Annotated in this window: 7 protein-coding genes; 3 read left to right on the forward strand and 4 right to left on the reverse strand. The window is 74.1% G+C overall.

The annotated features are described in order from the left end of the window. Positions 1-27: 27 nt before the first annotated feature. Positions 28-1,560: a sporulation protein gene (locus tag OG875_RS16505; protein ID WP_330174986.1), complete on the reverse strand. Its 1,533-nt coding sequence runs from the start codon at positions 1,558-1,560 to the stop codon at positions 28-30. Positions 1,561-2,141: 581 nt separating this feature from the next. Here OG875_RS16505 and OG875_RS16510 point away from each other — a divergent pair. After that, positions 2,142-4,238, forward strand: a complete 2,097-nt coding sequence (locus OG875_RS16510) for an asparagine synthase-related protein (protein ID WP_330174987.1) — start codon at positions 2,142-2,144, stop codon at positions 4,236-4,238. Positions 4,239-4,490: 252 nt separating this feature from the next. On the opposite strand, the gene OG875_RS16515 is transcribed toward OG875_RS16510, so the two are convergent. Together OG875_RS16515 and OG875_RS16520 are read right to left on the reverse strand one after the other, a co-directional pair. Then, entirely contained in the window at positions 4,491-6,485 is a 1,995-nt protein-coding gene (locus OG875_RS16515) for a sigma-70 family RNA polymerase sigma factor (RefSeq protein ID WP_330174988.1), read from the reverse strand. A gap of 418 nt (positions 6,486-6,903) precedes the next feature. Beyond that, the gene (locus OG875_RS16520; protein WP_330174989.1) at positions 6,904-7,734 is read right to left on the reverse strand and encodes a helix-turn-helix domain-containing protein; all 831 of its coding nucleotides are present in this window, start codon (positions 7,732-7,734) and stop codon (positions 6,904-6,906) included. Between the two features lie 324 nt (positions 7,735-8,058). On the opposite strand from OG875_RS16520, the gene OG875_RS16525 reads away from it, so the two are divergent. Continuing rightward, positions 8,059-9,573 (forward strand): NAD(P)/FAD-dependent oxidoreductase, encoded by a 1,515-nt coding sequence (locus OG875_RS16525; protein ID WP_330174990.1) that lies wholly within the window; start codon positions 8,059-8,061, stop codon positions 9,571-9,573. Between the two features lie 137 nt (positions 9,574-9,710). After that, a complete protein-coding gene (locus OG875_RS16530) occupies positions 9,711-11,501 on the forward strand; it encodes an ATP-binding SpoIIE family protein phosphatase (RefSeq protein WP_330174991.1) in 1,791 nt (596 codons plus the stop codon). A gap of 33 nt (positions 11,502-11,534) precedes the next feature. On the opposite strand, the gene OG875_RS16535 is transcribed toward OG875_RS16530, so the two are convergent. Continuing rightward, the gene (locus OG875_RS16535; protein WP_330177769.1) at positions 11,535-12,818 is read right to left on the reverse strand and encodes an MFS transporter; all 1,284 of its coding nucleotides are present in this window, start codon (positions 12,816-12,818) and stop codon (positions 11,535-11,537) included. Positions 12,819-12,947: the final 129 nt, after the last annotated feature.

The raw sequence follows: 12,947 nt of genomic DNA on the forward strand, positions 1-12,947 counted from the left end.
GGCTCCGCGCCCCGCGCCCCGTTCCCGCTACGCCGGAGCCACCAGCAGCGGCCGTGCCCGCTCCACCAGCTCCGCGACCCTCGGCTCGTCGCCGTACGGCTCAAGGCGGTGCAGCAGGTCCCGTACGTACTCCGTGGTGCGCGCCGACGAGATCCGCCCCGCCACCTCCACCGCGCGCGTGCCCGCCGCGCACGCCGCGTCCAGATTGCCGGACTCCAGCTCGGCGACCGCGCTCACCACCAGACGCAGACCGTGCGACCGAGCGAACTCCTCCGTCGGCCGGGACAGCGCCTGCTCCGTGAAACGCCGCATCTGCCGAGGCGCCTTCAGGTCCCGGTAGCACTCGGCGGCGTCGGCGCAGAAACGGTCGTACGAGTAGAAGCCCAGCCAGCTCGGGTCCGCGTCGCCGGGCCGCGCGCGCTCCAGCCAGCCCTCCGCGGCCTTCAGCGCGGCCCCCGCCGCCGGGGCGTCGCCCGCCTTCGCGTGCGCCCGTGCCTCCACCAGCCGGAAGAAGCTCATCGTGCGGGCCGTCGCGAGCCCCCGGTTGCGCTCCAGCGCCGCCTGGGCCAGGTCCACGCCCTCGTCGGCGAAGCCCCGGTACGTGGCCTGGAGGGACATCGAGGCCAGCACATAGCCGCCGAGCGGCACGTCGGCCGCCGCGCGGGCCAGGCGCAGCGCCTGGATGTAGTACCGCTGGGCGGCCTCCTGCTGGCCGGTGTCGAAGGCCATCCACCCGGCCAGCCGGGTCAGTTCGGCGGTCGCGCCGAACAGACCGCGCCCGACCTCGTCGCTGTACGCGGCGAGCAGCAGCGGCGCGGCGTCGACCCGCAGGCACTCGGGCACCATCGACGAACGCCAGTCCCCGCCGCCGTACTTGGAGTCCCAGCGCCGGGCGTCGGCCGCCGCCTCACGGAGCTTGGCGACGTCGCTGTGGCCCACGCGCAGCGGGGACAGCTCGCCGTCGGGCCCCGGAGCGCCCCCGGGGCCCGTCTCGGGCCTTCCGCCGGGTCCGGTGGCGGGCCCGGTCAGCCGGGGCCCGCCGTGCGCCGCGTGTGCCCTCCGTGCCGCCTCGGCCATCGCCGCGTCGCGCGCGACCGACGAGTCGGCGGGCGATATCAGCCAGCGCGAGGCGGGCGTGGCGTACGCGCTCACCGAGAAGGACCCCGCCAGCGACTGCCAGATGCCGCCGCTGCCGGCCCGCCGGCCCGCCAGGTCCAGCCGGTACAGATCGGTGGCGGACCGCACCGCCTCGCCCACGTCGCGCGGGAAGGCGAGACCCACCTCCGGCGCCGGATCGGCGTCGGCCAGGCCGATCTCGTGCAGCGGTACGGGGCGGCCGAGCTTGGCGCCGATGGCCGCCGCGATCAGATGGGGAGCCGCGCCCTGCGGAACCATCCCCTTCGAGACCCACCGGGCCACCGAGGTCTTGTCGTAGCGGAGCGTCAGCCCGCGCTGCGACCCGAGGTCGTTGACCCGCCGGGCGAGACCGGCGTTGCTGATTCCCGCGAGGGCGAGAACGGTGCCGAGTTTCTCGTTCGGCCCGCGTAGCTCCCTGGACATGCGCCACCCCTCGACACACTGACGGCCGCCTCGCCGGCCCCTCTTATGAGGAACCCGTGGCATTCGTAAACCCAGCGTAGTTCGCCGCATCCCTACCGTTAAGGGGCGGACGTCCGGATGGCGGGATTGTTGTCCGTGCGGGAGAACGCGTGTCAGTCGTCCCGACGCGCACGTGCTCCGGGTGTGTGGCCGTGCGCCCGGCCGTGCGCTCTTGGCCAAAAGCGGCCGGGAGCGCTTCCATGAGTGCTGCGTGGGTCGGCCCACTGCGTACTGGAACCAGTGGGCTGGGGGACACCGCCGCCTCATTTCCCCGCGGGTGGCGGACTCGGTCCGGGAGGCGATGGAGCCTCCCGGACTGTACGTTTGCCGACGTTCTGTCGGCGGACCGTGGTCGGAGATTGGCTGAATGCCGACTGTCCGCCCCGGACCCCTCGCCGCCCCAAATGTCCTTTGCCGGGGACACGTTCGCGTTTCGCGCTCCGCCCCGGAGGCCCTTCCTGTGTGCCGTTGTCGTGGCAGCATGTTCACGAACGACTGATGGCACGGGCACGACACTTGATCCACGGGCTGTGGAGGCGGCGATGCGCTGGTTGGTGGGGTGGAGCAGTATCGCCGCGAGCTTCGGTACGGCGGGAGCCGTCGGTGACCGCTCCGAAGGGCGTACGGTCCACCCCGTGGGCTCCCAACTCCTGTGGGGCGACCCCGATCCGCTGTGGGCCGTCGGCGACTGGCGCGACGACGAGGTCCGAGTCGTCAGCGTCGACGCGGACACCCGGCTCGCCGTGTTCGGCTGCTGCGGCGCCACCGACGAGCAGCTGAAACTGGGCCTGTTCGCGGCGCGCGGCGGTGCCCTGCGCCACCTCACCGCCTGGCCCGGCAGCTACACCGCCGTCGCCCAGATCGGCCGCCGCATCACCGTCGCCGGCGATCTGGCGGGCGCGAGACCCGTGTTCCACACGCCGTGGGCCAACGGCACCGCGTACGCCACCGCCGCCCTGCCGCTCGCCGACCTCATCGAGGCCCAGCTGGACATCGGGCACCTGGCCGCGCTCCTCGCCTGCCCCGAGACCCCCGAGGCGCTGCGCGACTCCACCCCGTACGTGGGCGTCAAGCGCGTCCCGCCCGGCCACGCCCTCGTCCTGCGCGAGGGCTCCCGCGAGATCACCGGCTACGAACAGGTCTCCTCGCTCGCCGTCGCCGCCCCCCAGACCGACCCCGAACGCGCCGTCGAGGGAGTCCGGGACGCCCTCGTCGAAGCCGTACGCGCCCGCCTCCTGGCGCCCCGTCACGCCCCCGAGACCCAGCCCCCGGACCCCGGCCCGGTGCCCGGCATGGGCCCCGCCGACCGGCGCGCGGCACGCGGCGCGCCCGTCCCCGGCATCGGCGCCGACCTCTCCGGCGGCAGCGCGTCCGGCACCCTCGCCCTGCTCGCCGCCGGACTGCCCGGCGCCCCCGGCACCGTCCTCGGCCACGGCACCGGCGCCGGGGAACGGCTCCTCGCCGTCACCTTCAACGACCTCTCCACCGGCGGTCGCGAGGCCGAACTGGAACGCGCCCGCGCCATGGCCTCCAACCCCCGGCTGCACCACGTGGTCGTCGCGGCGGGCGAAGAGGCCCTTCCCTACGCCGAGTTGGAGGGCCCGCTCACCGACGAGCCCGGCCCCTCCCTCGTCATCGCCGAACGCCACCGCCGCCGGCTCGCCGCGGGCAGCGCCGACCACTTCACCGGGGCCGGGGCCCGCGAGGTGCTGGACGCCCACCCCGCGCGCCTGGCCGACCTGCTCATCGACCGGCGCCGCCGCGACCTGCTGCGGCCGACGACCGCGCTCGCCAAGGCCCAGGGCCCCTCGGCGGGCTCGCTGTTCGTGCCCCTCACCGTCTACCGCGCGGCCCGCCGTCTCGCCCGTACGCCCTACCGCACCGGCCTCGAAGAGGCCGCCGCCCGGCTGCCCACCGCACACCGCGACCGCGACGCGCCCGCCGCCGACGGGCCGCTGGGCGCGTCCCTGGCCGCGCTCACCTGGTCACGCCCCGGACCGGCGGCCCGGTGGCTCACGGGGGAGGCACTCGCGGAGGTGTCGGTCCGGCTGACGGCGGCGGCGATCCGCCCGACCTCCGTCCAGCGGCCCGGCGAGGCCCGCGCACGGGCCGCGCTGGCCCGGCACGCCGCCGACCACCGCATCTTCGAACAGGCCGCCGAGGTCCGCAGCCAGCGGCTGCACGCGCCGTTCTTCGACAACCAGGTCGTACGGGCCTGCCGGGCGCTCCCCGAGTCCCTGCGGGTGCAGCCCGGCGCCCGGTCCGACGTGCTGCGCGCGGTCCTCGCCGGGGCGGGCATACACGACCTGCCGCCGGGCTGGGGCGCCACGACGCACGCGACGGAGGCCGCCGCGACCCGCACCGGGATGCGGGCCGCCGTCAACGACCTGATGGCCCTGTTCGACGCGCCACTGCTGGCCGACGCCGGTCTGATCGAGGCCCGCGTGGTGCGCAAGGCGCTCCGCAAGGCCGCCGAGGGCGAACCGATCCCGCTGGACGGCATCGCCGACCTGGTCTCCACCGAACTGTGGCTCAGACGCCTGCTGTCCCGTCGCGGCACCTGCTGGACGGGCTCGGCGGCACCCCGCCAGCGCGCCGTTGCGGGCGGCGTGATGCCCCGCCCGACCCTGCATCAGTAAGGAGGCCGGGCGCGCCGGGGGAGGCGCGGCCACGCAGCGTCCGCCCGGCTCCGCGCGCCCGCGCGGCGGTTCATCGCTGGGAGTTCGCGCAGGTGCGGACAGCGTCGGGCCGACCCTGCATCGGTAGGGAGGCCGGGCGCGCCGGGGGAGGCGCGGCCACGAAGTGACCACCCCGACTCCACACGCCCGCGGGGCGGTTCATCGCTGGGAGCTCGCGCACACGCGGACAGCCTCCGGCACCCCGCCCGTGGTTCAGGCGCAGCTGATGCGGGAGTGCGCCCAGTCCGCCACCGCCACCGAGTCGAACGGCGTGTGCGGTTCGACCACCAGCCGGATCGTCTTCCTGCCGCTGATCCCCACGTTCACCGCCACCGCCGCGTCACCGCCCCGCACCACCGGGGAGCGCCAGAGCCGGCTGCCGTCCCCGTAGACGGAGAAGCGCAACGCCCCCAGCCCGAGCGTCATGTCGTCCACACCGACCAGCGCCCGGTACGTCGCGCACGGCCGGTTGAGCGCGATCGTCACCGAACCCCGCGCGTGCGTCGACACCCCGTGCCCGTAGCGCGTGCCGCCCACCGACATACCGGATCGCTGCCAGAGCCAACCGCTCTGCCCGATGAGCACCTCCGGCCCCGAACCGTCCCCCGTCACGTCGTACGCGAGCCGGCTCACCTGGTACTCCCGAGGCGCGGGAGGTACGGGCGGCGGCTCCGGGCGGTCGGTCACCGGCGGCGGCGGGGGCTCGGACGTCGGCGGTACGGGCTTCGCCTCCGCCGGCGCGGCGGGCGGCGGCTCCGGCGGCGGGGTCGGAGCCGCCGACGGCCGGGCGGCCGACGCCACCGGACCGGGTGCGGCGGGCAGCTTCGGCTTCGGCTTCGTTGGTGGCGCGGGCGCGTCCGGCAGCAGGGGCCCCACGACGGGCGGCCTCGCCACCGGCCGGTCGGGGACCTCGTCCCCGGACAGCGCCCACACCAGCCCGGCCGCCACCGCGAGGGCGGTCACGGCCGCGATCCCGGCCTTCAACGGCGCGCCCAGCCCTTCGGCCGCCGCCCCGCCCGAGGCGGCGCCTCCTCCCGAACCGGCCGCGCCCGCGCCGCCACCGGCCGCTGCCGCCGCACCCGCCCCGGCGGCGCCCGCCGCCCCGCCGACCACGACCCCGGCCGCCTTGAGCGAATACCCGGCCGCGAACCAGCCGATGACCGCGAGCGGAAGCACCGCCGGAATCCCCGCGTTGACGTGCGCCAGCTCGCCCGCGACTCCCCGGCACCGGGCGCACTCCTCCAGGTGCTTGCGCAGCCCGCGCTCGGCCCGGATACGCAACCCGCCGCGCGCGTACGCGCCCAGCCGCTCGGCGTACTGCGCGCAGTCCCCGGCCGTGGTCACCGACGTGTTCACATGCGCCTGGAGATACGCCTGCTTGAGCCCCTCGCGCGCCCGACTGGCCAGCACGGCCGTCGCGTTGGGCGTCAGCCCGAACAGCGGCGCCACCGTGCTCGGCGACTCCTCCTCGACGGTCGTGTGCCACAGCACCGCCTGCCAGCGCTCCGGCAGACTGCGGAACGCCTTGACCGCGAGCGACCGCTCGGCCTCGCGCATGGCGCGCACATCGGCGCCCAGGTCGAGCTTCGCGTCGTCCGGGATCCCGGACGAGCGGGCCGACTCCGCCGCGAACACCGCGAAGTCCTCGACCAGTTGTTCCCGCTTGGCCGTCTTCGTCCACGCGGCGGCGACACGCCGCACGGTCGTCAGCAGATACGCCCGCACCGCCTGCTCCGGACCGGCGCCCCCGCGCACCGCCTGGAGGGTGCGGGCGAACACCTCGGCCGTCAGGTCGTCCGCCGTGTGCGCGTCCCGGCAGCAGGTGCGCGCGTAGCGCAGTACGGCCCCCGAGTGGCGCCGGTACAGCTCCTCGTACGCCCCGTCGTCGCCGTTCCGCATCCGCCGCACCAACTCGGCGTCCGAGGGCGGCAGATCACCCACCGGCCCCTCGGCGCCCCCGTCCCCCGCCCCCGCATGCGGCGCGGCCGACCCACGGCCGCCCCCGCGCTGCGACGGCACACTCGGAACCGCCCCGCCCGGCGAAGCCGCCGACGGAACCACCGGGACCACCGGCCCGACAGGCCCGCCAGCTCCCGGGGAACCTCCCGACCGGCCCTGGCTCGGCACCTGCCCGGACGGCGGCCCGCCCGTCTCCGTACCGCCGGCACCGCCGCCACCCAGTGGCTCGCCCCGTCCGTCACCACTCATCACGGAAGCCCCCGTAGCGTCAGACCCGAAACACCGGGTCAGCGTGCCACAGCGCCCGACGCCACCGAGCTCGTGTTGACAGCGACCACTCGTCCGTGATCGGGCAACGCCCACAGCGCCTCGCCGGGCGCTCGCGGAGGAAAGGGTCAACCGGCCCCGGCGCACGGGCCGTTCACCAGGACATTCCAGCCTGGCGGGCCCGGACGCACCCCGGGCGGGCACCCGCGAACGCGGGCTCACGGCGGAGGCGGCCGGGCCGACGGCCGAACTGTCGTCCAACGACCGCCCCACAGAGCCACGTTGACGTCACGAACACCTGCGCGGGCACGAGCAGACAGGAGCCCACGCACCCACGACATCCGGCGGAGCCGACCGCAGCTGACCCGGCCGACCCCGTTCGGAGCCGTTCAGAACCGCGTCACGCGGCCCGGGAGCGAAGCCCTTCGAGCAGGATGTCCAGCAACCGGGCCGAAGCCGCCGCCTGCTGCTTCGCATCCGGCAGCGCGGGCGCCGCCGTAGCGATGACCAGCAGGACATCGGCCACCGTCACGCCCGGCCGCAGCTCGCCGGCCGACCGTGCCCGCTCTACCAACTGCCCCACGACATCGAGCAGTTCGACCGTGCCCGAGGACGGATCGACCAGCCCGTCGCTCAGCGACCCCGTCGAACCGGCGGTCGCCACCGGCTCGTCGGACGCCGGCGAACGCTGACCGGCCTGCTCCGCCACCTGCTCACCGGGACCGACGACCCGCAGATCGGGCTGCCCGGACTGCCGCTGCTGCGGCACCCGCGCCCCGTCCGCCGTCTCCGGAACGACCGTCGACTCGTCGACGTCCACCCCGACCCGCAGTACCTGCGGCGGCAGCAGTCTTCCCGCGCCGGAATCCACGGACGTCCGCAGGAACCGCGCGAGCGCGGACCACGGCTCCTCCTCCTGCCCCAGAGCCGCCCGTGCCTGCTCCGTCAGCCGGGAGGTCTCCTCCTCGGCTATTCGCCGGACCAGCACGTCCTTGCTGGGGAAGCGCCGGTAGACCGTGCCGACCCCGACCCGGGCCCGGCGCGCCACGTCCTCCATCGGCGCCCCGTAGCCGAGCTCGCCGAACACCTCACGAGCCGCTCGCAGAACATGTTCCAGATTGCGCTGTGCGTCGACACGCAGTGGTGTGGAACGGTTCAACCCGCCCGTACCCACACGTCCGCCGCCGTCCACGGACACGACGGCCTGCCAATGAGAATCCTGAATGTGCATAAGCGTTCCCCCGGTAATGACGTCTCCCCCCGGAGACCTCCCCGCCTTGACAGCCGGGGCCGTACGGACCAGTCACGGTCGACGCCCCCGTCGAGCTACGAACATAGTTGAGCCCCGGTGAATTCAGAAGGGGGTGGTTCCGCACGGAGCGCCCCCCGATCGGAGCAAGGACCGGAAGATGCCTGATTCGGCACCCGCCCACCACCTCGCCCATCCCCGCTGACCTGCGAACCTTCCCCGCCCCAGGGGGATTTGCGCACATCGGGCCGGAGCGGGCCTCCGGTCACACAATTTGCCGAGCCTGTGGACAAACCCCGGAGCCCGATGCCTCATGGGGTGGTGAAGGCAGAGATCCCCCGGGGGACGACCCCCGCATCACCGCGCCCCGCCCGCGTTCTCGTCGTCGGCGGCGGCTACGTCGGGATGTACACGGCGCTCCGGCTCCAGCGGCGGCTCAGGCGCGGCGAGGCCGAGGTCGTGGTGGTGTCGCCCGACGCGTACATGACGTACCAGCCGTTCCTGCCCGAGGCCGCCGCGGGATCGATCTCCCCGCGCCACGTCGTGGTGCCGCTGCGCCGCGTCCTGCCGGACTGCACGATCATCGTCGGCGAGGCCCGGTCCGTCGACCACACCCGGCGCGTCGTCACCCTCGTCACCCCCGCGTCCGAGGAGGAGGCCGCCGCCAGAGCCGCCGACCCACGCTCCGGGACCACCGGCGCACCCTCCCGCACCGCCGGCGCTCCCGCGCGAGCCCCCCGCGCCACCGCCGCACCCCGCGACCCGGCGCCGGCCCCCGAGCCGCCCGGCAGCTTCGAGATGACGTACGACGAACTCGTCCTCGCCCCCGGCTCGGTCTCCCGCACCCTCCCGGTCCCCGGCCTCGCCGAACACGGCATCGGCTTCAAGACCGTCGAGGAGGCCATCGCCCTGCGCAACCACGTCCTGGAGCAGCTGGACATCGCCTCCTCCACCCGAGACCCGCAACTGCGCGACGCCGCCCTCACCTTCGTCTTCGTCGGCGGTGGCTACGCGGGTGTCGAGGCCCTCGCCGAACTGGCCGACATGGCCCGCTACGCCACCCGCTCCTACCACAACGTCAAGGCCGACGACCTGAAGTGGATCCTCGTCGAGGCGTCCGGCCGCGTCCTCCCCGAGGTCGGCCACCACCTGGGCACGTACGCGGTCCGCGAACTACGGGCGCGCAACATCGACGTACGCCTCGAAACCCGCCTCGACTCCTGCGAGAACCGGGTGGCCGTCCTGAGCGACGGCAGCCGCTTCCCCACCCGCACCGTCGTCTGGACGGCGGGCGTCAAACCCCACCCGATCCTCGCCGCCGCCGGACTCCCCCTCGACGCACGCGGCCGGCTCCGCTGCACGGCCGGACTCGCCGTCGACGGTGTCGACCACGCCTGGTCGGCCGGAGACGCCGCGGCGGTCCCCGACCTGACGGTGGACGAGCCCGGCGCCACCTGCGCGCCCAACGCGCAACACGCAGTCCGCCAGGCCCGCGTACTCGCCGACAACATCGTCGCCTCCTTGAGAGGCGAGCCGTCACGCGACTACCGGCACCGTTACACCGGTTCCGTCGCCTCGCTCGGCCTCCACAAAGGGGTCGCGCAGGTGTACGGCCGCAAGGTCAAGGGGTATCCGGCCTGGCTGATCCACCGCGCCTACCACCTCAGCCGCGTCCCCACCTTCAACCGCAAGGCGCGCGTCCTCGCCGAATGGACACTTTCCGGCCTCTTCAAACGAGAGATCGTCTCCCTCGGCTCCCTTGAACACCCTCGGGCGGAATTCGAACTGGCCGCCGGAGGGGAACGGCCCAGAGACGTCTGACGTCCCATGTCAGTGCGGTCGGCCACACTGACCGTGTGACCATAGGTGGGTTCACATCTGCACAGAGTGATTCCGCAGAGAGCGATCCGGCAGCCCGCCCAGGCGAACGGCAACGACACCATGAGGCATGAAAATCCGTGAATTTCACGCGTTGGAGCGCCCGGCTCCCCGGTACGCAGCGCCGCATCGCCATGCGATCGGACGCTGGAGAGGCGCACGCGCCGAGTTCCGCGAGCGCGGTGCCCGCCGCCCGTGGTGAATTCGAACGAAACGGCGAGCGCCGGGAGAGAAGAGACAAGCGAGCCTCGAGAGACAGCGGCGCCGACGGCGGACCCACCGGAATCCCCGCGCTCGAAGAACTCGCCGTCCGTGACGTCCTCGACGGACTCCCCGCCCTCGTCGCCCTGGTGTACGGCCCCGACCACCGCGTCGCGTACGTCAACGACGCCTACGCCGACGCCTTCGGCCCCCGCGAACCGGGCACACCGGCGGCCGAGAGCTGCCCCGAACTGGCCGAGCTCGGCCTCACGCCTCTCCTGGAACAGGTGTCACGCAGCGGAACGCCCCGCACCGTCAAGTCCCGCAAGGTCCAGACGTCCGGGTGCGGCACCGGCCACACCCCGGCCGACGGCTCGGCCACCCCGGCCCGCGACGGCTCCTACACCGTGACCTGCACCCCCGTCGACCTCGGGCGATCGGGCGGCGCCGGCAGCCCAGGCGGACCGGACGGCTCCGACCGCTCCGGCGTCCTCATCTTCGCCGCCGACGTCACCGACCACGCCGAGGCCGCCGAACGCCTGCGCGCCAGCCAGCGCAGACTCCGCGAGACCGCCGTCGCCCTCCAGTGCTCGCTCCTTCCCCAGGAGCTGGAGCAGCCCGACGACCTGCGCGTCGCCGCCACGTACCAGCCGGGCGGTACGGACGCGGCCGTCGGCGGCGACTGGTACGACGTGATCACCCTCGGCGCCGGCCGTACGGCCCTGGTCATCGGCGACGTCATGGGCCGCGGCGTCCGCGCGGCGGCCGTCATGGGCCAACTGCGCACCGCCGTCCGCGCGTACGCCCGCCTCGACCTGCCGCCCCACGAAGTCCTGCAACTGCTCGACGGACTCGCCGCCGAGATCGACGCCAGCCAGATCGCCACCTGCGTCTACGCCGTCCACGACCCCAACGAGGGCCACCTCGTCTACGCGTCGGCCGGCCACCTGCCGATCCTCGTCCGCGCCGAGGACGGCACGGTCGCGCGTGCCGCCGACCCCACGGGACCGCCGCTCGGCACCGGCGGCTGGATCCACACCTCCGGCACGATCGGCCTCGCGCCCGGCTCCACCGCCGTCCTCTACACGGACGGGCTCGTGGAGCGCCGCAGCGAGGACATCGACGAGGGCGTGGCCTCCTTGGAACGCGCCCTGGCCGGGGCCCAGGGAACACCCCAGGTCGTCTGCGACCGGCTGATCCGCGCGATGGGCGTCACGGCCGAGCACGACGACGACGTGGCGGTCCTGGTTCTCCAGCACCCCGCCCGTACGGGACAGGCAGCCGAGCTGTTCCACAACGCCGCGCTCGACCTTCTCGGCGGCATCGAGGCCGCCCCGCGCGCCCGCGCGTTCGCCTCGGGAGTCCTCTCCTCGTGGCGCTTCCCGGTCGAACTCCGGGACCTGGGGGTCCTCGCCACCAGCGAACTCGTCGCCAACTCCCTCCAGCACGGCACCCCGCCCATGCGGCTCAGACTCCGCCGTACGGACCGCCGGCTGATCATCGAGGTCACCGACGGGGACGACCATCTGCCCCTGCGCCGCCACGCCGAACCGGCGGACGAGGCGGGCCGCGGCATCTCCATCGTCGCGGCGATCGCCTCGTCCTGGGGTTCGCGCCGGACACCGGGCGGCGGCAAGGCGGTCTGGTGCGAGTTCGCCCTGCCCCACTGACCCGCCCGGCCCGCCTCCGTCACCCGCCTCGTCTCAACGGGCGGCGGCCAGACTCTCCGGCTTGTGCACGGCCACCACGCGCGACACGTGCGCGAGCGACGGCCGGTCCTGTACGGGGGTGAGCCGCCGGCCCAGCCGCAGCGCCAGCACACTGATGCCGAGCGAGAAGAGCACGAACGTCACGATGTACGGGCCGTGCAGCGAGGCCCCCATCGGCCCGCCCACGGCGGGCCCCAGTGCCAGCGCGAGCTGCTTGACCAGCGCGAAGGCGGCGTTGTACTGGCCGACGGCCCCTTCCGGCGCCAGATCGGCCACCAGCGGGGCGACGGTCGGCGACAGCATCGACTCCCCGAGCCCGAACAGCGCGTACGTGGAGACGAACGCGGCCGTCGCCATCGTCTGGCTCGCGTGCCCCAGCCCCGCGTATCCCGCCGCGAGCCAGGCGACCGCCCAGATCAGCCCGACCCACGCGATGACCCGGCTCCGCCTGCGCCGCTCGACCAGCCGGAGCACGACGAACTGCGCGACGACGATCACGGCGGTGTTCGCGGCCAGCGCCATACCGAGCGCCGACGGGTCGATCCCGGCCGCCTCGGTGCCGTACGCGGCCAGTCCCGACTCGAACTGCCCGTAGCAGGCGAAGAACAGCACGAAGCCCAGCACGCACAACCGCACCATCGCCCGGTTCGCGAGCAGCGCCCGGGTCCCGCCCGTTCCGGGGCGGGCGCCCTCTTTGGGAAGCGCGGTCGAGGCGGAGGACGTACGCGGGATCCTGACCGTCCCGGCGATGGCGGCGAGCACCAGGAACATCGCCGCCTCGACACCGAACAACAGGGTGAAGCTCCCCGGCCGGTTCACGTCGACCAACTGCCCGCCGATCAGACCACCGACGCCGAGCCCGAGGTTCTGGAGGAAGAACTGCGTCGCGAAGGCCCGGGTACGGGCGGCCGGCGGCGAGCACCACACGATCATCGTGGCCAGCGCGGGCTGCATCACGGCGGTACCGGCACCGAGCAGCGTCGCCGAGAGCACGGCGGTCGGTACGTCGCCGGCCAGCCCCATGACGAGGGCCCCCAGAGCGGCCAGCACCGCGCCGCCCGCGACGACGGGCACCGGCCCGCGCCGGTCGATCACGCGCCCGGTGAAGGGCAGGGCGACGAGCGCGGCCATGGCGAACACGGCCAGCACGGCCCCCGCCGTACTCGCGCCCAGGTCCCGCACCTGGGCGACATACACATACAGATACGGGACGGTGAACCCGAGCCCGAACGCGCTCAGCGCGTTCCCTGCCTGGATTCGGCGCATCGCGGCGCCCATCACCCTGGTCACACTCACCTGCCTTGGAGAAGAAGCGGAAGAAGAAGGCCCGAAGACTGAAGACTGGAAGACCTGAACTTCGAAGACTTCAAAGCTAAAGTTAGAACCTCAACAATACACATCGAAGGA

This window comes from Streptomyces sp. NBC_01498 (genome assembly GCF_036327775.1).
GTDB lineage: Bacteria > Actinomycetota > Actinomycetes > Streptomycetales > Streptomycetaceae > Streptomyces.

Excerpts from the sequence above, each read along its gene's own strand:
- OG875_RS16505 (WP_330174986.1), bottom strand. The coding sequence starts at position 1,560 with ATGTCCAGGGAGCTACGCGGGCCGAACGAGAAACTCGGCACCGTTCTC.
- OG875_RS16510 (WP_330174987.1), top strand. The coding sequence starts at position 2,142 with ATGCGCTGGTTGGTGGGGTGGAGCAGTATCGCCGCGAGCTTCGGTACG.
- OG875_RS16515 (WP_330174988.1), bottom strand. The coding sequence starts at position 6,485 with ATGAGTGGTGACGGACGGGGCGAGCCACTGGGTGGCGGCGGTGCCGGC.
- OG875_RS16520 (WP_330174989.1), bottom strand. The coding sequence starts at position 7,734 with ATGCACATTCAGGATTCTCATTGGCAGGCCGTCGTGTCCGTGGACGGC.
- OG875_RS16525 (WP_330174990.1), top strand. The coding sequence starts at position 8,059 with ATGCCTCATGGGGTGGTGAAGGCAGAGATCCCCCGGGGGACGACCCCC.
- OG875_RS16535 (WP_330177769.1), bottom strand. The coding sequence starts at position 12,818 with ATGGGCGCCGCGATGCGCCGAATCCAGGCAGGGAACGCGCTGAGCGCG.